We start from the raw sequence: 22,039 nt of genomic DNA on the forward strand, positions 1-22,039 counted from the left end.
TTTATTCTTACTAATGTTTGGTTTTTTGTTAAGTTTGCAAACTTGTAAATATACAGGTGTTTTTGTGGTGATAATATTTATAAAAAATAGAAGTTTCGACCATTACTAATTGCTGTATTCTTGAATAAGAATTAACCCAAAACCAATCATAATTTCATGAAATATTTTTCTGTAGTCCTAGTTTTAGTTATGCTCATTTTTAATGGATGTAAAGACGATTCAAGTGTAGCTTTAAACAACATTCAAAAGTTTAAGGATTATATCTTTGAAGTAACCACAGGAATTGTTCCAACCAAAACAGACATCAAAGTGGTTTTAATTAATCCGATGAAAGATATTTCTTCTGAAGTCGAATTGGATAAAAGTATATTAAAAGTTTCGCCTAAAGTCCCAGGTAAAGTCGTTGCGCTTAATAATAGAACCATTGCTTTTATTCCTGAAAATAAATTTGAATCCGATACCAGGTATACTTTTAAATTAGATTTGGGAGCTCTCCAAGATGTTAGCAGTGAGTATGAGCATTTTGTTTTTGATGTAAAAACCATAAAACAAGATTTCCAGGTGGTAATTAATAATTTAGAAAGCTATTCTAGAGATTGGCAATATTTAAATGGGACTTTAAGGTCTAGTGATATTGTTTTAAAAGCGGTAGCAGAAAAACTCATAACCGTTAAGCATAAAGGTAAAGCCTTACCTGTAAAAATACTTGATGAGCGTTTAGAAGGGAATTATTTTAAATTTAAAATAGATAGCATTAGACGCTATGAAAAGGACAGTTACCTCGAAATAGAATGGGATGGCAGTGATTATGATATCGATACAGAAGGTGATTATACCTTTAATATTCCGGGTAAAAATAATTTTGAAGTCGTAGATATCAATGTTTTTGATGAAAAGAATAAATACCTAGAAATTAACTTCTCTGACCCCATTAAGAAGAACTTCAATCTAGATGGTTTTATTACTGTTGAAGGTAAAAATCATTTGTCGTTTTCAATCATTAATAACGTGGTTCGGGTTTATGTAGGGCATTTTGATGAAACCAAAACACTAACTATTAATAGTGGTATTACAAACGAATACGGATACAAACTGAAAAGATCTTTAACAAAAGAAATTACCTTTGAGGAGATTAAGCCGAATGTGAAACTGCTTCAGAATGGTACTATTTTACCCACTTCTGAAAATCTTAAATTCAATTTTGAAACCGTAAATTTAAAGGCTGTTGATGTTACCATTATTAAAATTTTTGAAGATAATGTACTGCAATTTCTTCAAAATAATAACCTAAGAGATAGCACCGAACTTTTGCGTGTGGCTAGACCAATAGCCAAAAAGACAATCAATTTAGCAAAGTATAAAACCGATTTATCCAACTGGAAATCTTATTCGGTCGATTTAAAAAATATTATTAACCCAGACCCTGGAGCTATTTATCGTGTAGAACTGAGTTTCAAAAGGTCATATTCTAATTATCAATGTGCCAATGATGATTATGATGAAATTGAAGAAACCGTTATAAATTACGACCAAGAAGCAGCTGAGTCTAGTAATTGGGATAATTCTTATTATAACGAAGGTTATGATGAATACAATTGGAGAGCTTCTGATAACCCTTGCGAGCCTGCTTATTATAGAAATAAAAAAGTGAGTACCAATTTACTCGCATCAAACATAGGAGTCATTGTAAAACAAGGGGTTGATAATAGTTACTTTATAGCCGTTAGCGATATCATTACAACCAACCCGATTTCGGATGCCGAGGTGAAATTCTATAATTACCAGCAACAATTACTTGGGAAACAAAAAACAGATTCCGAAGGTCTATCTGTAATTCCTATGTCATCAAAAGCATATTTTGTTGTAGTAACAAAAAACAAGGTGAGTACCTATGTGAAGTTAAACGATGGAAATGCCCTATCTGTAAGTAAATTTGATGTTTCTGGAGCCGAAACCAAACGTGGTTTAAAAGGCTTTATTTATGGAGAACGTGGGGTTTGGAGACCAGGAGATACTTTGCATCTTTCATTTATGTTAAATGATAGCAAAAATAAATTACCAGAAAATCACCCCGTTAAGTTAGAGGTTTTTGAACCTTCTGGCGCCTTATATTTTTCAGAAATTAAGACCGATGGTTTAAACAATTTTCACAAATTCACAGTAACTACTCACTCATCTGACTTTACCGGTTCTTGGATGGCTAAAGTGAGTGTTGGTGGCGCTGTTTTTACTAAAAAACTAAGATTAGAATTTATTAAGCCGAATCGATTAAAAATCAAAACTTCAACGCTCAATAAACTCATTACTAATAAAAAGGTTCATGGAGACCTTGAGGCGCTGTGGTTGCATGGCGCTATCGCGAAGAATTTACAGGCTGATGTGACGGTTACATTTAGCCCTGTGAAAACGAGTTTCAAGGCTTTTCCTAGTTATAAATTTGATGACCCAACCAAAGTATTTTCAGGAAATGAAAAACTAGTTTTTAATAGTTATTTAGACAGTGAGGGTAAGGGACAGTTTTCTTTTAAACCAAATATAAGTCGTACGGCTCCAGGGTTATTAAAAGCCACTTTTGTTTCTAAAGTTTATGAAGAAGGCGGTGATTTTAGTACAGATGCTTTCTCGGTAAATTGTTCACCTTATGCTTCTTATGTTGGAATCTTAACACCAAAAGGTGATGCTGCTCGAAATATGCTCCTAACCGATACAAAACATAAATTTGAAGTTGCAACGGTTGATGCCTATGGAAAACCAATAGCAATTAAGGATGTTAAAGTAAAGATTTTTAAAGTGAACCATAACTGGTGGTGGAATGAAGATGAAGATAACTTATCTTCTTTTGATACCAGCACTAACCATGAGGAAACCTTTTCAACTACTGTTTCTACAGATTCTAAAGGAAAAGCCACATTCGAGTTTGAATTGAAATATCCAGAATGGGGTCGCTATCTAGTATATGTTTTTAATAATGAGTCTGGACATTCCACAGGAAAAATGGTTTTTATCGATTGGCCAGGCTGGGCAGGAAAAGCCAGAAAAGGAGATCCTTCAGCGGCAACCATGCTTACGTTTTCAACCGATAAAACAGATTATAAAGTAGGAGAAAAAGCGCTTATAACGTTTCCGTCCTCAGGGTCAGGAAGAGCTTTGGTTTCCATTGAAAATGGTTCGGGCGTGATTAAATCGTTATGGGTAAAAGCAAAGAAAGGTGATACGAAGTTTGAACTGCCTATCACAGAAGATATGTCTCCTAATGTTTATATAAACATGAGTCTTCTTCAAAACCATAACAACACTAAAAACGATTTGCCTATACGTATGTTTGGTTTAAAAGGGATTCATGTTGAAAACCCAGAAACCAGGCTGGAACCTGAAATTTCCATGCCTAAGGTTTTAGCTCCGGAAACAGAGGTAGCTATTAAGGTTTCTGAGGCCAATGGTGTTGCGATGACTTATTCGATTGCCATTGTAGATGAAGGTCTATTGGATTTAACCCGTTTCAAAACCCCTAATCCTTGGGATATTTTCTATCAAAAGGAAGCTTTAGGGGTTAAAACCTGGGATATTTATGATGATGTGATTGGTGCCTTTGGAGGGAAGATTAACCAAGTGTTTAGTATTGGTGGTGATGATATGCTTCATGCGAGTAAAAATAAAAAGGCAAACCGGTTCAAGCCAGTAGTGATTTACAAAGGGCCCTTTAAAATAGAAGCCAATAAAAGTAGAACACATAAAATTAAAATACCTAAATACATTGGAGCGGTAAAAACAATGGTTGTGGCTCATAATCCAGAAATTCAGGCTTATGGTCATGCAGAAAAATCGACCCCTGTTCGTAAACCTATAATGGTATTAGCTTCTATGGCAAGAAAGGTGGTGCCAGGTGAAAAGGTTAGGGTTCCTGTTACTGTTTTTGCCATGGAAAATAAAATCAAAAGTGCTAACGTGTCCATTAAAGTCAATGACGTATTTAAAGTAATAGGGCGCTCAACAAAAACATTATATTTTTCTGGTCCAGATGAAAAAATAGCCTATTTTGATGTTGAAGTGCTTAAGGATGGCATTGGTGAAATTGATGTGAATGTCAGCGGACATGGTGAAAAGGCTTCTTATAGTCTAGAATTGAATGCTTTTAATCCGAACCCTAAAACAATTGAAACTACAGAGTCAGTTATTCAAGCGAAAGCCTCACAGACTATGTCTTTTGAAACTTTTGGTGTAGCCGGGACAAATGCTGCAAAATTAGAATTATCTGCTTTTCCTTCCATAGATTTTACGAGTCGATTAGCCTATTTAATTGCTTATCCGCATGGCTGTGTTGAGCAAACCACATCTGCGGCTTTTCCACAATTATTTATCAATGATATTTTTAAAATTTCCGAAGCAAAGCAAGATGAAACTCAGAAAAATATTCAAGTTGCTATTGATAAGTTAGCTAAATTTCAAAAATCTAATGGTGGATTTTCATATTGGCAAGGTCAAAGTTATACAAACGATTGGGCGACAAGTTATGTTGGGCATTTCTTTTTTGAGGCTGAGAAAAAAGGGTATGTGCTTCCGCTTGATTTTGAAAAAAGATGGATAGACTACCAAAAGAAGGAAGCGAAGCGCTGGAGTGAGTCCGACAACCAATTAGCACAGGCCTACCGATTATATACCTTGGCGCTCGCCAAAGAAGCAGATAAATCATCCATGAACAGATTTCGTGAATTAGCCATTCAAGGTGGCTTAAATGATGTGGCGAAATTACGATTGGCTGCGGCTTATGCTTTATCTGGTAAACATAGCGTGGCTAAAGAATTAATTCGTGATTTTGATATTCATGAGGCTTTAGATAATATTGAGGTAAGCACCCATAATTATGGTTCTAAACAGCGCAACTTAGCGATGATTTTAGAAACCTATATCCTTTTAAATGAAAGTTTAGAGGCGAAAACAATAGCTGATATTTTAGCTTCTGATTTAACAAGTAATCAATATATGAGTACGCAAACCACGTCATATTGTCTTTTGGCTATGTCTAAATATGCTACTCATGTTGGAAATAAAGGAATTGATTTAGTATACAGTCTAAACGGAAAAAAACGCCAGTCTGTTAACGCGGATAAAGCCTTAATAATTGATGACATTCAAGTTAATTCAGGTGCTAACAGCATTAAAATTGAAAACAAAAATGATAACCTTATTTATGTTAGGCTAATTAATGAAGGGATATTACCAATTGGAAGTGAAAAAACAATTGAAAAAAATATGACTGTTAATTTGGCTTTCACCGATAAATCAGGACAACGTGTAGATGTTTCAAACCTAAGTCAAGGAACAAATTTTGTAGCACATATTGTGTTGGGTAATCATACAGGTTCTAAAGTCAAAGATGTCGCTTTAAAGGCACTATTTCCTTCGGGTTGGGAGATTGTTAATTCAAGGTTTAATACGGGATCTAGTTTAAATAGTTCGATTACTCATGAAGATATTAGAGATGACCGGGTTAATTTTTATTTCGATATGGCACCGGGTCGAGAAAAATCATTTAAAGTATTATTAAATGCGTCTTATTTAGGAAGTTTTTATTTGCCGGGTATTCAGGCTGAAGCAATGTACGACCAAGACTATTTTGTAAGAGATCAAGGGCAATGGGTTGAAGTAACGAAGTAATACCATTTTAACTATATAATGGCGCATATAATTAGTTTCTTTTTCGCCCATATTTCAATATAAAATAAAATCGTAGCTAAGGCTATGCTTGAATTTTCTATTTCATCTGAACAAAAAATAATTCAAATTAAAAATACAACATTATACAGTTAAATTGGTATAAAACATGTTAAGGCGTATCAAATGTTATTTATATAGAAATAAAGTTAAAGCAATTATTTTGCTATTAATGGTTTTTGGATATGCCTTTTGTTTACCAAAACAGTTATTTGATAGTCCAACGTCAACAATTTTAGAAAGTCGAGATGGAGCCTTGCTTGGTGCTTTAATTGCAGATGATGGTCAATGGCGTTTTCCAAAGTTAGATTCCGTTCCTAATAAATTTAAACATTGTATCACACAGTTTGAAGATGCTTACTTTTATAAGCACCCTGGTTTTAATCCCGCATCGATGTTTAAGGCTTTTAAGGCGAATATGAAAGCCGGAAAAGTGGTTAGAGGTGGTAGTACGATAACGCAGCAGGTTATACGGTTATCTCGAAAAAACCAGTCAAGATCATATTTTGAAAAAGTTATAGAAATCATTCTAGCCACACGATTAGAATTAAGAGATTCTAAAGAGGAGATTTTAAATACCTATGTCTCAAACGCCCCTTATGGCGGAAATGTGGTAGGCCTAGAAGCGGCATCCTGGCGCTATTTTAAGACGGCTCCCGATAAATTGTCTTGGGGACAATCTGCTTTATTGGCTGTTTTACCCAATGCACCTAGCTTGTTATACCCTGGGAAAAATTCACAACAACTGATTGACAAAAGGAATGTCTTATTAAAAAAGTTATATGACTCTGAAATCATTGATCAAACCACATATGAATTAGCAATAGAAGAAGGTGTACCAACTAAACCTCAAAAATTACCACAATTAGCACCTCATTTGTTGCAAAAAATCGCGAAAACAGAAAAAGGAAAACGCGTTAAAAGCACTATAAACACGCATTTTCAAGAATTAGCACTTCAAACAGTGAACAGACATCATAAGCAGCAAATACAAAATGGTGTTCATAATATGGCTGTTTTAATATTAGATGTGAAAACAAAAAAAGTACTTAGCTATATAGGAAATACAAATACAAAAAAGCAGCATCAAAAAGATGTTGATATCATTCTTGCTCCAAGAAGCACAGGTAGTGTTTTAAAACCTTTTTTGTACATGGCCATGTTAGATGCTGGAGAGTTACTACCAGAAACATTATTGGCAGATGTCCCAACAACTATTGGAAATTATAAGCCAGAAAATTTCAGCCAAAAGTTTTTAGGTGCAGTTTCCGCAAAAGAAGCACTTGCTAGATCCTTAAACATACCTGCTGTAAGAATGTTGCAAGACTTTGGTCTCACCAGGTTTTATGATATTTTACAAAAATTAAACTTATCTCATATTAATAAAGGAGCTGATCATTATGGGCTATCGGTAATTCTTGGTGGTAGCGAAGCGAGTCTTTGGGATATTTGTAATGCGTATAGCAACTTAGCAGGAACTTTAAATCATTTTAATGAAAATTCTAGCCAGTATTATACGAAGGAATTTCAAAAAGCAGATTTTTCAAATGCCTTTCAGGCAAATTTAGGAAAGCTGAATTTTGATGATAACATATTTAAAGCTGGTAGTATTTATTTTGGTTTTGAAGCCATGAAAGAATTAAATAGACCGAGTGCTGATAATGCTTGGCGTTATTTTGAGTCTGCACAAGAAATTGCATGGAAAACTGGAACTAGTTTTGGTAATCGTGATGCTTGGAGCGTAGGGGTAACATCAAATTATGTAGTTGGTGTATGGGTAGGTAATGCAGATGGTGAAGGCAGGCCAGGGATGACAGGTGTCTCTGCGGCAGCACCTGTGATGTTCGATATATTTGATGCTCTGCCCAAATCAGAATGGTTTTTGTCACCCTTAGATGATTTGGTTGAAACAAAAATTTGTGATAAAAGTGGGCAATTAGCTTCTGATATTTGTCCGTTTACATTAAAACAAATTCCAGCGAAAGGCTTAGATACAGACTTGTGCACTTACCATAAGTTGGTGTATTTAAATAAGAGTAGAACGCACAGAGTGAACGCTTCATGTGAAAGAGTTGACGATATGGTTAAAACCTCTCAATTTGTACTTCCACCATTAATGGCTTGGTATTATCAATCTAACAATGCAGAATATAAATATCTACCACCGTTAAAAACTGGCTGTGAAGGTGAAGCAACTCCAGTAATGGCTTTTACAGAGCCTTTAAATACGAATACTATCATTGTTCCTAAAGGGATTTCTGGAGAACGAAATAAAATTGTATTTAAAATAGCCCACACCAATCCTCAAGCTAAAGTGTATTGGTATTTGGATGACCGGTTTTTAAAAGCAACACAAAATTTTAATGAACTAGCCATTCGTTTAACTTCAGGATATCATACGGTGACTGTTTTAGATGAAAAAGGACACAGCATTTCTAAAAGAATCAATGTAAAATAAATTTATTCGTCATCCTACAAACGAAGAAACACGTTCAATACTCAATAGTGTTCAATATAACTGCATTTGAGCAAAACAATAGGCTTTCATAATCTACCTATATTTTGTATCTTAGGATAAATTTTTAACAAAACTTAAAATTTAATTTATGGCATTTGATATTGATATGATAAAAGGTGTTTACAGCAATATGGCAGAGCGTGTAAATAAAGCTCGTGAGATTGTTGGTAAGCCGTTAACGCTTTCAGAAAAGATCTTATATTCTCACTTATGGGATGGTAATCCGACGAAAGTTTTTACCAGAGGAAAAGACTATGTTGATTTTGCACCTGATAGAATTGCATGTCAAGATGCGACTGCACAAATGGCTTTGTTACAATTTATGCAAGCCGGAAAACCTAAAGTTGCTGTACCTACAACGGTGCACTGTGACCACTTGATTCAAGCTAAAGAAGGTGCTGCAAAAGATTTAAAGCATGCTAATAGTGTAAGTAGCGAGGTTTTTGATTTTTTAGAATCTGTTTCTAATAAATACGGTATAGGATTCTGGAAACCAGGAGCGGGTATCATTCATCAAGTAGTATTAGAAAATTACGCCTTCCCTGGCGGCATGATGATTGGTACAGATTCTCACACAGTAAATGCTGGAGGATTAGGAATGGTAGCTATTGGAGTAGGTGGTGCCGATGCAGTTGACGTGATGGCCGGAATGGCATGGGAATTAAAATTCCCAAAATTAATTGGTGTGAAATTAACCGGAAAACTTTCAGGTTGGACCGCTCCAAAGGATGTCATCTTAAAAGTAGCTGAAATTCTTACTGTAAAAGGAGGGACTGGTGCTATCGTTGAGTATTTCGGACCAGGGGCAACATCTATGTCTTGTACCGGAAAAGGAACCATATGTAATATGGGTGCCGAAATAGGTGCAACGACCTCTACCTTTGGTTATGATGAATCTATGGAGCGTTACTTACGTTCTACCGATAGAGCTGATATTGCTGATGCAGCCAATGAAGTTAAAGAACATTTAACAGGAGATTCTGAAGTTTACGATAATCCAGAACAATATTTTGATGAAGTTATTGAAATTAACCTCACAAAATTAGGCCCTTTATTAAACGGACCGTTTACACCTGATTTATCTACGGAAGTTGGGGCATCAATGACCGAAAAAGCGAAAGAAAATGACTGGCCAATAAAAGTAGAGTGGGGCTTAATTGGTTCTTGTACCAATTCGTCTTATGAAGATTTATCAAGAGCCTCTTCTATAGCACAACAAGCCATTGATAAAGGATTAAAGATGAAATCTGAATTGGGTATTAATCCAGGTTCAGAACAGGTGCGTTATACCGCTGAACGTGATGGTATTTTAGGCATTTTCGAGAAATTGGATGCTAAAATATTTACCAATGCTTGCGGACCATGTATTGGTCAGTGGGCAAGATACAGCGATCCAAAAAATGCACCTAAAAATAGTATTGTACATTCTTTTAACAGAAATTTTGCTAAACGTGCCGATGGCAATCCAAACACGCACGCTTTTGTGGCTTCTCCAGAAATTACAGCGGCGATTGCAATAGCTGGACGCTTAGATTTTAATCCGCTTACCGATAAGTTAATTAATGAAAATGGAGAAGAAGTCATGTTCGAAGAACCTCAAGGATGGGAATTGCCACCAAAAGGTTTTGAGGTAAAAGATAATGGCTATTTAGCACCAGAGAAAGACGGAAGCCATGTTGAGGTTGTTGTGAGTGAAGATTCAGAACGTTTAGAACTTTTAACACCTTTTGAGCCGCTAGGTAGCAACATTTCAGGAGCTAAACTCTTAATTAAAGCCTTCGGAAAATGTACAACCGACCATATTTCTATGGCTGGACCTTGGTTACGTTTCCGTGGACATTTAGATAATATTTCTAATAACTGTTTAATTGGGGCTGTTAATGCATTTAACGATAAAACCAATTTCGTGAAAAATCAGCTTACTGGCGATTATGGAGGTGTTCCAGACACGGCAAGAGCTTATAAAGCGGCTGGTATTCCAACCATAGTGGTTGGTGATCATAATTATGGTGAAGGGTCCTCTCGTGAGCACGCAGCTATGGAGCCTAGACATTTAGGTGTTGCTGCCGTTATCGTGAAATCTTTTGCACGTATCCATGAAACAAACCTTAAAAAACAAGGGATGTTAGGATTAACTTTTGTGAATGAAGATGATTATGATTTAATACAAGAAGATGATACCTTCAACTTCACAGATTTAAATGAGTTTGCACCAGATAAACCGTTAACGCTAGAAATTGTTCATGCCGATGGTTCTAAAGATGTGATTTCATTAAATCATACGTATAACAAAGCGCAAATTGCTTGGTATAACGAGGGCTCTGCTTTAAATTTAATTAAGAAGCAAAATGCTTAATTTGTATTCATAATATTTATTGAAAATCCAGCCCAACGGCTGGATTTTTTTTGTTCCAATTTTTAAAATATCTAAAGTTATTGTTTTGGCGTTACCACAAGGGTCGGGCTTTCACGACTCGCTTTTTTGCGTTTCCTGCCTGCCGGTAGGCAGGAAACACAAAAAGAGCTCAAACAAGCGTTCAATCCCTAACGCAGAGTTTCAAACTATTAAACAAATTCCTTATTAAAAATCATCAAAGTTGTATTTTTACAAAAATACTTTACATGAATTCAAGAGAAAATCAACTAAAGGCATTCGATCGTTTACTTACTATTATGGATGAGTTGCGCGAACAATGTCCGTGGGATAAAAAACAAACCATGGAAACCCTAAGGCATTTAACCATAGAAGAAACTTATGAACTTGGTGATGCTATTTTAGATAAAGATTTAGAAGAGGTTAAAAAAGAATTGGGTGATGTCCTGCTCCATATCGTATTTTATTCTAAAATAGGTAGTGAAACTCAAAATTTTGATATCGCCGATGTTTGTAATAGTATTTGCGAAAAGTTAATTCACAGGCACCCACATATTTATGGTGATGTGAAGGTTGAAAATGAAGAAGATGTCAAACGAAACTGGGAAAACCTCAAGCTTAAAGAAGGTAAAAAAAGTGTTTTAGAAGGTGTGCCTAAAAGTTTACCAGCTTTGGTCAAAGCAAATCGTATTCAAGAAAAAGTAGCAGGTGTTGGCTTCGATTGGGAACAGCCAAATCAAGTTTGGGAAAAAGTTGAAGAGGAATTAGCCGAATTTAAAGTAGAAGTAGAAAAAGGCGATACCGACGCTATGGAAAGTGAATACGGAGATGTGCTTTTTTCAATGGTAAATTATGCTAGGTTTTTAAATATTAATCCGGAAAATGCCTTAGAAAGAACTAATAAAAAGTTTTCAAAACGTTTTCAGTATCTAGAAGAAAAGGCGAAAGGCATGAATAAACCTTTAAAAGAAATGACTTTAGCCGAAATGGATGTGTTCTGGGAAGAAGCTAAGAAAATTTAGTTAATCTAAAGCACGCTTAGTCACATACCATCGCCAGCCTATAATAGCCATTTGAAACTTACTCGCTTTAGAAATATCTAATTTCTGTTTTGAGTAACTTGGCAGGACGGCCTTGTTTATTTTTGCTAGTAACTTGAATAGTTGTTTTTTCATAACACAAAAATATAAAACTTATTTTAGCTGACTAGTTTAGAATGATTTGGTTTTAAGCGCATAAAAATTATAACTGAGCATGGTGTAAACCTATGTGTTATATTATCTTCGCAATAAAAAATATCTAGATGAGTATACTTTTGGTAGTCCTTGGGTTTGTATTATTAGTTGTAGGTGGTGAGTTTTTAGTGCGCTCATCAGTGGCCTTATCTTTTAAATTTAATATTTCTAAAATGGTGATTGGAATGACCGTGGTGTCGTTCGCTACTTCAGCACCAGAATTATTGGTGAGCCTGCAGGCTGCGCTTTCGGGGTCTCCGGCCATTGCTATCAATAATGTGATTGGGTCAAACATCGCCAATATAGGATTAGTACTAGGAATAACAGCTTTAGTGAGTGCGATTGATGTCGATAAATCCTTTTACAAGCTCAATTGGCCAGCCATGATGTTATTTTCGATGGCATTATTCTACTTTTTGAAAAATGATATGGTTTTGTCTACTATAGAAGGCGCTATTTTATTTGGGGCCCTAATTCTGTTCTTAATCATTTTGATAAAAAACGCAAAAAAGGATGAGGTTACAGAAGAGGTTGATGAATCTTTAGCCGTGGTTTCTAATTTTAAAATAATTATATGGTTATTAATTGGAGCCACAGCACTTTATTTTGGAAGTGAATGGTTGGTTGAAGGGTCTAAGGAAATCGCCTTATCGATGGGAGTGAGCGAAGCAGTAATAGGCGTGTCTTTAATTGCGATAGGGACCAGCGTACCAGAATTAGCAGCGTCAATTATTGCGGCAGCTAAACAAGAAAAAGCCATTTCACTGGGGAATTTAATCGGTTCCAATATCTTCAATATTGGTTCGGTGTTGGGTTTAACCGCCTTAGTAAAACCAATTCCGGTAACGGCACCAGAAATACTTACTAATGATATTTTTTGGATGTTAGGCTTTGCAGCTATTTTAGTTCCGTTAGTGTTTTTGCCTTCAAAATTAAAAATCACACGATTTAAAGGCATGGTATTAGTTGCTGCTTATGGAGTGTTTATGTTTTTAATTTTTACGAATAATTAGAATTATATTTATTAGATCTCCAGAAATAGTTTCTGCAATGTTAGTGAACTGATACTTTAAAATTCAATGGCATGATCTTTTTTACCTATTTACCAAAGATTTTGATTTTCTTTCATGTTCCTCTATTCTTATGATTGAACATCTAGGTACTTCATTTAAGAATACTTTGTTCTATTTTTCTTAAGTGTTTTATGGCTATCCAAATTGAAATAAGGATGAGCAGTTTCTGTTTTCAGTCAATAAGCCTTCATGCATCATTTGGCGGAAGACATGCCAGTGTACACGTATTGTGTGACGTTTAAAGGTCTAATGTAGAATATGAGTTGCTTACAAAATCTTAAGCATTACTTGAAAAAATAAAAGGCTAACATGTATATCATGTTAGCCTTTTATTATGAACAAAATGTTTTTAAACTTTAAGAATTAGATCTTAGCAGTTTTCACTGTTTTGATAATTCTTGCCGCAATTTTGTATGGATCTCCATTAGAAGCAGGTCTTCTGTCTTCTAACCATCCTTTGTATCCTTTTTCTACAGCGATAATTGGAATACGGATTGAAGCTCCTCTATCTGAAACTCCCCAAGAGAAATCTGTAATAGCAGCAGTTTCGTGTAATCCAGTTAAACGTTGGTCGTTAAACTCACCGTAAACAGCGATATGTTCTTTTACGAAAGGTCTGAAAGACTCACAAATAGCAGCATAAGTTTCTTTACTTCCACAAGTTCTTAATGTTGTGTTAGAGAAGTTAGCGTGCATACCTGAACCATTCCAATCCATATCTTTACCTAATGGTTTTGGGTGGTACTCAATATAGTAACCATATTTTTCAGTTAAACGGTCTAGTAAATATCTAGCGATCCAAATTTCGTCTCCAGCTTTCTTAGCACCTTTAGCGAATAATTGGAACTCCCATTGTCCAGAAGCAACCTCTTGGTTAATTCCTTCAAAGTTTAATCCAGCATCGATACATAAATCAGCATGCTCTTCAACTAAATCTCTACCGTGAGTATTTTTACCACCAACAGAACAGTAGTACATACCTTGTGGAGCAGGGTAACCACCAACAGGGAAACCTAATGGTAATTGTGTTGCTGTATCCATGATAAAGTATTCTTGCTCAAAACCAAACCAGAAATCATCATCTTCATCGTCAATAGTTGCTCTTCCGTTAGAAACGTGAGGTGTTCCATCAGCATTCATAACTTCAGTCATTACTAAATAACCATTGATTCTATCTGGATCTGGGTAAATAGCAACAGGAACTAATAAACAGTCAGACGCTCCACCTTCAGCTTGTTTTGTTGAAGATCCATCAAAAGACCAGTTTCCGATTTCTTCTAAAGTTCCTTGAAAGTTTTCATGCTCTTCTACCTTAGTTTTACTTCTCAAGTTTTGAGTTGGGAAGTAACCATCCAACCAAAGGTATTCTAATTTAATTTTTGCCATAATGAATATTTAATAAATGTAATATTAGTTATAATATCACAAATATAAATTTTTATGTTTTCAATTAAAATTTATAGGGGTCTTTTAACTTAAGGTCAAGATGTTTTTATTTATACCCTATTTTTTTCAAGTTTATCTAGAAAAAAGTTTAAATTTTTATGTAAATACTGAAAAAGTGTTAACAATAAAATTTAAAGTAGAGAGCTTTTTATTGATAAAACCTAACTATTTTTGTTTTATAATTTATTTATTAAAGTTTTAATAAAATGTCAACACTAAGATTTCATGCTTTAAAAGAATCGTTAGCTTATAAAGCTATTAATATAGAGGAGGAAGAGCGTCGGTCTGAGTTATTTGGTAAAAATGTATTCAGTTTGAATACCATGCGCCAATATTTAACTAAGGATGCGTTTGTTGGCGTAGAAAATGCCATCCAATTCGGAAAAAAGATTGATAGGAATATTGCCGACCAAGTAGCCTCTTCAATGAAAGATTGGGCGCTGTCTAAAGGTGTAACGCATTATACACACTGGTTTCAACCATTAACTGGAGCAACAGCTGAAAAACATGATGCGTTCTTCGAAACAATAGGCAATGATTTGGCTATTGAAAAATTTGGTGGCACGCAATTGGTGCAGCAAGAACCAGATGCTTCAAGTTTCCCTAATGGAGGAATTAGAAACACATTTGAAGCAAGGGGGTATACCGCTTGGGATCCTACCTCTCCAGCTTTTATTTATGGTACAACACTTTGTATACCTACTATTTTTGTGGCCTATACTGGTGAGGCTTTGGATTATAAAACCCCCCTTCTACGAGCGTTGAGTGCCGTAGATGAAGCGGCGACAGCGGTTTGTAAGTATTTTGATAAAAATGTCAAAAAGGTAACTTCTTCACTGGGTTGGGAGCAAGAATATTTTCTTATTGATAAAATGTTGGCGGCGAGTCGCCCAGATATTATGTTGACAGGGCGTACTTTGTTAGGACATTCTTCTGCTAAGGGACAGCAGCTAGATGATCATTACTTTGGTTCTATTCCAAACAGGGCTCTAAATTTTATGAAAGATTTAGAAAGAGAATGTATGCTTTTAGGAATTCCTGTAAAAACAAGACATAATGAAGTCGCACCGAACCAATTTGAAGTCGCGCCTATTTTTGAGGAAGCTAATCTTGCCGTAGATCACAATTCTTTATTGATGGATATTATGGGGCGTGTTGCTTCACGACATAACTTTAAAGTCTTACTTCATGAAAAGCCCTTTGCGGGTGTAAATGGTTCAGGGAAACACAATAACTGGTCGCTTTCTACTGATACTGGAGTGAACTTATTGGCGCCTGGAAAGACGCCTATGAGTAGTTTGCAGTTTTTAACTTTTTTCATAAATACCATTAAAGCGGTACATCAACACGAGGCTTTATTAAGAGCGGTTATTGCATCAGCGAGTAATGACCATAGACTCGGAGCAAATGAAGCACCACCAGCAATTATTTCGGTGTTTATTGGTGAGCAATTAAAGAAAGTACTAGAGGAACTTGAAGGGGTAACTAAAGGAAAATTGTCGCCTCAAGAAAAAACCGAATTAAAGCTTAATGTAGTCGGTAAGATTCCAGATGTGCTTTTAGATAATACCGATAGAAATAGAACATCACCTTTTGCCTTTACAGGAAATAAATTTGAATTTAGAGCAGTGGGCTCAATGGCGAATTGTGGAAACCCTATGACGGTTTTAAATACGATAGTCGCTAAGCAACTAAAAGATTTCAAGAAGGAAGTTGATGCTTTAATTGATAAAAAAGATTTAAAGAAAGATGAGGCTGTTTTTAATGTGTTAAGAGAATACATCAAGTCTACAAAAGATATTTTGTTTGAAGGAAACAGTTATGGTGAAGCTTGGGAAAAGGAAGCTAAAAAAAGAGGGTTAAGCAATAGTAAAACCACACCTGAAGCTTTAAAGGCTAGTATTTCAAAAGAAAGCATTGCTTTGTTTGAAGAAATGGAAGTGATGAGTGTAATTGAAACTAAGGCACGTTATGAAATTGAAATTGAAGCTTACATCAAGCACATTCAAATTGAAAGTCGGGTTTTAGCTGATATCGCTCGAAATCATATTGTGCCAACAGCGGTGAAATACCAGAATGTGTTGATTGAAAATGTACGCGGTTTAAAAGAAATTTTTGAAAAGAATTATGCAAGCGTTTCCAAAGAGCAAATCACTTTAATTGAGGAGATTTCCAATCATATTGAAGGTATTAATGCGAATGTTACTAAAATGATTGACGAACGTAGAAGTGCTAATAAACTTTCTAATATGGATAAAAAAGCAGAAGCTTATAGTCATAAAGTGATGCCTTTGTTTGATGACATCCGTTACCATTGTGATAAGCTTGAGCTACTAGTTGATGATGAAATTTGGCCTTTAACAAAATACAGAGAGCTATTATTTACAAGATAGTGTATAAAACTTATAAAATCCTGCTTCAAAAAAGCGGGATTTTTTAATTCAAAGAAGTAAATTTGCAACACAATTTTATATTATGAGTCAAGAGGTTTCAAAACGATACGCGCAACGCGGTGTTTCAGCATCAAAAGAAGATGTACACAATGCTATTAAGAACATAGACAAAGGTTTATTTCCGAAAGCATTTTGTAAAATAGTTCCAGATTATTTAACAAACGATGATAACTATTGTTTAGTCATGCATGCCGATGGTGCAGGAACTAAATCGTCTTTAGCATATATGTATTGGAAAGAAACTGGCGATGTTTCAGTTTGGAAAGGGATTGCTCAAGATGCCTTAATCATGAATATTGATGATTTACTGTGTATTGGGGCTACCGATAATATCATGTTGTCTTCAACCATTGGAAGAAATAAAAATTTAATTCCAGGAGAAGTGCTTTCTGCTATTATCAATGGTACCGAAGAACTTCTTGAAGATTTAAAATCTTTTGGAGTAACCATTCATTCTACAGGAGGCGAAACTGCTGATGTTGGTGATTTGGTAAGAACGATAATTGTAGACTCTACCGTTACTGCACGTATGAAACGCAGTGATGTTATTGATAATGCTAATATAAAAGCAGGCGATGTTATTGTAGGTTTAGAAAGTTTTGGTCAAGCTTCTTATGAAAAAGAGTACAATGGCGGTATGGGAAGTAACGGATTGACCTCTGCGCGTCACGATGTCTTCCATAAATATTTAGCTGAAAAATTTCCTGAAAGTTTTGATGCTTCTGTACCCGAAGACTTAGTGTATTCTGGTGGTGTGAAGTTAACCGATACTGTTGAAAATTCGCCTATAGATGCAGGTAAATTGGTATTGTCACCAACGCGTACTTATGCGCCTATTGTTAAAAAAATACTTTCTAAATATAATAGTAAAGATGTTCACGGTATGGTGCATTGTTCTGGTGGAGCTCAAACTAAAATTCTTCATTTTGTAGACCAATTTCATATTGTAAAAGATAATATGTTTCCAATTCCTCCATTATTCAAATTAATACAAGAGCAGTCTAAAACCGATTGGAAAGAAATGTATCAAGTTTTTAACTGTGGTCATCGAATGGAGTTATATGTAAATTCAGAAGTAGCTGAAGATATTATTGCTATTTCAAAATCATTTAATGTTGATGCTAAGGTAATTGGTAGAGTAGAGGCTTCCGAAGCTAAAAAACTTACAATAAAATCAGAGTATGGTGAGTTTACTTATTAATTATTCTTGTTTAGTTATGGAATAATTATTGTGACCTACAGGGTTTGAAAAAATAATTTTAGCACTCTATGAGAACTTTAGCCTTACTAATTGCTTTATTCGGATTTAATATGTTAAACGCGCAACCGGATTGGTTGTATATTGAAGAGGAAGAAGATGATTATAAAGGCCCAGAATGGGTGCAAAAAAATAAAGTAGCCTTAGATATTAGTGAAGCTGTTTTCGTAAACTGGAACGAAGGGGGTACCAACTCCATTTCAGGGCTGGTTGATGTGAAAAGCGTCGTTAATTACAGTGATAAATATTATGTTTGGAACAATGATGCGCACCTGCGCTACGGCTTAAATATGCAGGAAGAGCGCGAGGCCAGAAAAACCGACGATTTATTTGAGCTAAACTCAAACTTGGGTTATACTCCAAACGAAGATTCCGATTGGTTTTATATGGCGCGTTTAAACTTTAGAACGCAATTGTCCAACGGTTATAATTACCCTAATAAAGACAATCCCATTTCAAAATTTATGGCTCCGGGCTATTTATTTTTCGGGGGAGGTATGGAATATGGAAAAAACAAGAAAAACTTATCCTTATATTTTTCACCGCTTACTTTAAAAGCAACTTTTGTTTTTGATGAAACCTTGGCGAATTCGGGTGCCTTTGGTGTGACTCCTGCGGTTTTTGATGACCAGGGTAATGTGATTACGCCTGGTGAGCAGATTAGACGTGAGTTTGGAGTGCTGTTAACCAATACTTATAAAAGGAAATTGGTTAAAAATATTGAGGTGACCAACCAACTTAGTTTGTATTCCGATTACATAAATAATTTTGGAAATGTAGATATTGATTGGAGACTAGATTTCGATTTTAAAGTGAATAGTTTCGTTCGTGCTAATTTTGGTACACATCTTCGTTATGATGATGATATTAAAACTTTAGAAGAAACTGATGTGGAAGGAGAATTTGATGAGGCTGGTGCCAAAGTGCAATGGAAACAATTTTTAGGAGTGGGTGTAGCTTTCGATTTTTAGTGTAAAATATCTTCACAATATTTATTAATTCATTTATTTTATTTCTTAAAACTCAGGCTTTAAAAGACTTGTTGAAAAGTATCTTAAATAAGTAGATTTTTATACGTTAAATCCTTTTATTCTGAGCATGAAAATGATACCTTTGGCGCCCTTTATGTCAAGGGCTACACTGTTTAATCTTTATAATCAGTAAAAAAATCACGCTACAAATATTGTTTTCAAAATTTGTTAACTTTTTTATGTTGATAAATTTATAAATATCTAATTTTCAGATACTTAGATGTTTTTGTTTGTAAACTTTATGATTAAAATCATATTTTAAATTGTACATTTGTTTTTTATTTGTAGCCTAGTAAATTATTTAATCCAGCTAAAAAATCAAATTATCCATGAACGAAAAACTCACAAAAGTACCAACACAAACTTACTCTCAAGAGGAGGCCTTTCAGGAAGCTCTAAAATACTTCAAAAATGATGATTTAGCAGCTAGAGTTTGGTTAAACAAATACGCGCTTAAAGATTCTGATGGAAACATCTTCGAATTAACGCCTAATGATATGCATAAGCGTATCGCTATAGAGATTGCAAGTGTGGAATCTAAATATCCAAATCCTTTATCTGAGTCTGAAGTTTTCGATTTAATCAAAGATTTTAAATATATCGTGCCTCAAGGAAGTCCGATGGCGGGAATTGGTAATCCTTTTCAAATCGCGTCATTATCTAACTGTTTTGTAATTGGAAATGATGGTGAGTCTGATTCTTATGGAGGAATCATGAAAATTGACCAAGAGCAAGTGCAATTGATGAAACGTCGTGGAGGTGTTGGTCATGATTTATCGCACATACGTCCCAAGGGTTCTGCTGTTAAGAATTCAGCATTAACGTCTACAGGAATAGTGCCTTTTATGGAGCGTTATTCAAATTCAACTAGAGAGGTTGCTCAAGATGGAAGACGTGGTGCTTTAATGCTATCGGTGTCTATTAATCATCCAGATTCAGAAGATTTTATCAATGCGAAGTTGGAGCAAGGTAAGGTGACTGGAGCGAATGTTTCTGTGAGAATTGATGATGAATTTATGAAGGCTGTAAAAGCTGGAAAAGAGTATACTCAGAAATATCCAATTTTTAGTGATAACCCAAAAGTAGCAAAGTCTATTGACGCCAATGCCTTATGGAAGAAAATTGTACATAATGCATGGAAATCTGCTGAACCAGGTATTTTATTTTGGGATACCATTATTAATGAATCGGTTCCAGATTGTTACGCAGATTTAGGTTATAAAACGGTGTCTACAAACCCGTGTGGAGAAATCCCTTTATGTCCATACGATTCTTGTCGTTTATTAGCGATTAACTTGTTTTCTTATGTAGAAAATCCGTTTACTGATAAAGCAGAATTCAATTTTGACTTGTTTAAAAAACATGTCGCTGCTGCACAACGTATCATGGATGATATTATTGATTTAGAACTTCTTAAAATCGACAATATCATTAAGAAGATTGATGATGACCCAGAACAGGATGAGGTAAAAAGAACAGAGAAAAACTTATGGTTGAATATTCAGCGCAAAGCGGAAGAAGGGCGTAGAACCGGAGTAGGTATTACTGCTGAAGGTGATATGTTAGCTGCTTTAGGTATTAAATATGGTAGTGAAGAAGGAAATGCTTTTTCATTAGAAGTGCACAAAACGATTGCTATTGAAGCTTACCGTGCTTCGGTGCATTTAGCTAAAGAACGTGGTGCTTTTGGTATTTTTGATGCTGAACGCGAAAAAAACAACCCGTTTATTCAACGTTTAAAAGAGGCTGATAGCAAGTTGTATTATGAAATGTTGGAATACGGCCGTAGAAATATTGCTTTATTAACCATTGCACCAACAGGAACAACCAGCTTAATGACACAGACTACTTCTGGAATTGAGCCTGTATTTATGCCGGTTTATAAAAGAAGAAGAAAAGTAAATCCTAATGATAAGGAAGTTCGCGTTGATTTTGTAGATGAGGTTGGTGATTCGTGGGAAGAATACGTGGTTTTTCATCACCGTTTTAAACAATGGATGGAAGTAAACGGTATTGATACTTCTGTGAATTATTCTCAAGAAGAAATTAACACCCTTATTAAAAAATCACCATACTATGGGGCGACTTCAAACGATGTTGATTGGATGAGTAAAGTTAGTATGCAAGGTGCGATTCAAAAATGGGTAGATCACTCAATTAGTGTAACCATAAACTTGCCAAGTGATGTTTCTGAAGATTTAGTTGGTGAATTATACTTAAAAGCTTGGGAAGTAGGATGTAAAGGAGTGACGGTTTATAGAGATGGTTCACGTTCTGGAGTTTTAATTTCTAACGATGAAAAGAAAAAAGAAGAGACGGATGATAAATCAGCGGCCTTCCCAACAAAGCGTCCGCAATCATTAGAAGCAGATGTGGTTCGTTTCCAAAATAGTAAAGAAAAATGGATTGCTTTTATAGGTATTATTGATGGGAAACCTTATGAGGTGTTCACAGGTCTTGCTGATGATGAAGATGGGATTCTATTACCACGTTGGGTAAATAAAGGTGTTATTATTAAAAATCGAGGTGAAGATGGTGTAAGACGTTATGATTTTCAATACAAAAATACTAGAGGGTACAAAACCACAATTGAAGGGTTGTCACATAAATTTAACCCAGAATTTTGGAATTATGCGAAGCTAATTTCTAGTACTTTACGTCATGGAATGTCAATAGATAAAATTGTAGATTTAATTAATAGTTTACAATTAGATAGTGAATCTATCAACACTTGGAAAAACGGAGTGGTACGTGCTTTAAAACGTTATGTAGAAGACGGTACTAAGGCAAAAGGCCAACAATGTGATAACTGTAAGTCTGAAAACTTAATTTATCAAGAAGGCTGTTTAACATGTAAGGACTGTGGTTCTTCAAAGTGTGGGTAATATATAAATGATATATGAAGAAAAGGGAGGCTATTTTGGTCTCCCTTTTTGTTT

The 22,039-nt window shown here is 35.1% G+C and carries 11 protein-coding genes; 9 read left to right on the forward strand and 2 right to left on the reverse strand.

Translation table 11 applies throughout. The annotated features are described in order from the left end of the window. Positions 1 to 156 precede the first annotated feature (156 nt). The 4 genes from F6U93_RS12255 to mazG all read left to right on the forward strand — a co-directional run bounded on the left by F6U93_RS12255 (position 157) and on the right by mazG (position 11,626). The gene (locus tag F6U93_RS12255) at positions 157 to 5,655 is read left to right on the forward strand and encodes an alpha-2-macroglobulin family protein (protein ID WP_150940219.1); all 5,499 of its coding nucleotides are present in this window, start codon (positions 157 to 159) and stop codon (positions 5,653 to 5,655) included. A gap of 229 nt (positions 5,656 to 5,884) precedes the next feature. Beyond that, on the forward strand, positions 5,885 to 8,170 hold the full coding sequence (gene pbpC / locus F6U93_RS12260) for a penicillin-binding protein 1C (protein ID WP_225312690.1): 2,286 nt from the start codon (positions 5,885 to 5,887) through the stop codon (positions 8,168 to 8,170). A gap of 148 nt (positions 8,171 to 8,318) precedes the next feature. After that, positions 8,319 to 10,586: an aconitate hydratase gene (locus F6U93_RS12265; RefSeq protein ID WP_150940224.1), complete on the forward strand. Its 2,268-nt coding sequence runs from the start codon at positions 8,319 to 8,321 to the stop codon at positions 10,584 to 10,586. 266 nt (positions 10,587 to 10,852) lie between these two features. Continuing rightward, the gene (mazG, locus tag F6U93_RS12270) at positions 10,853 to 11,626 is read left to right on the forward strand and encodes a nucleoside triphosphate pyrophosphohydrolase (RefSeq protein WP_150940226.1); all 774 of its coding nucleotides are present in this window, start codon (positions 10,853 to 10,855) and stop codon (positions 11,624 to 11,626) included. Here mazG and F6U93_RS12275 read toward each other — a convergent pair whose 3' ends face one another. Next, positions 11,627 to 11,779 carry an SsrA-binding protein gene (locus F6U93_RS12275; RefSeq protein WP_150940229.1) on the reverse strand — a complete coding sequence of 51 codons (153 nt, stop codon included), beginning with the start codon at positions 11,777 to 11,779 and terminating at the stop codon, positions 11,627 to 11,629. Positions 11,780 to 11,907: 128 nt separating this feature from the next. Between F6U93_RS12275 and F6U93_RS12280 the strand changes: the two genes are divergently transcribed. Beyond that, the gene (locus F6U93_RS12280; protein WP_150940231.1) at positions 11,908 to 12,852 is read left to right on the forward strand and encodes a calcium/sodium antiporter; all 945 of its coding nucleotides are present in this window, start codon (positions 11,908 to 11,910) and stop codon (positions 12,850 to 12,852) included. A gap of 423 nt (positions 12,853 to 13,275) precedes the next feature. Here F6U93_RS12280 and F6U93_RS12285 read toward each other — a convergent pair whose 3' ends face one another. Next, complete coding sequence (locus F6U93_RS12285; protein ID WP_150940233.1) at positions 13,276 to 14,298, reverse strand: glutamine synthetase beta-grasp domain-containing protein; 1,023 nt, start codon at positions 14,296 to 14,298, stop codon at positions 13,276 to 13,278. Between the two features lie 266 nt (positions 14,299 to 14,564). On the opposite strand from F6U93_RS12285, the gene F6U93_RS12290 reads away from it, so the two are divergent. From F6U93_RS12290 to F6U93_RS12305, 4 genes are all read left to right on the forward strand, one after another. After that, on the forward strand, positions 14,565 to 16,751 hold the full coding sequence (locus tag F6U93_RS12290) for a glutamine synthetase III family protein (RefSeq protein ID WP_150940234.1): 2,187 nt from the start codon (positions 14,565 to 14,567) through the stop codon (positions 16,749 to 16,751). 82 nt (positions 16,752 to 16,833) lie between these two features. Then, a complete protein-coding gene (locus F6U93_RS12295; RefSeq protein WP_150940236.1) occupies positions 16,834 to 18,012 on the forward strand; it encodes an AIR synthase related protein in 1,179 nt (392 codons plus the stop codon). Between the two features lie 68 nt (positions 18,013 to 18,080). Further along, a complete protein-coding gene (locus tag F6U93_RS12300) occupies positions 18,081 to 19,040 on the forward strand; it encodes a DUF3078 domain-containing protein (RefSeq protein WP_150940238.1) in 960 nt (319 codons plus the stop codon). 389 nt (positions 19,041 to 19,429) lie between these two features. Next, positions 19,430 to 21,985, forward strand: coding sequence for an adenosylcobalamin-dependent ribonucleoside-diphosphate reductase (locus F6U93_RS12305; RefSeq protein WP_150940241.1), 2,556 nt, complete (start codon positions 19,430 to 19,432; stop codon positions 21,983 to 21,985). Positions 21,986 to 22,039: the final 54 nt, after the last annotated feature.

Source organism: Pseudotamlana haliotis (assembly GCF_008806375.1).
Taxonomy (GTDB): domain Bacteria; phylum Bacteroidota; class Bacteroidia; order Flavobacteriales; family Flavobacteriaceae; genus Pseudotamlana; species Pseudotamlana haliotis.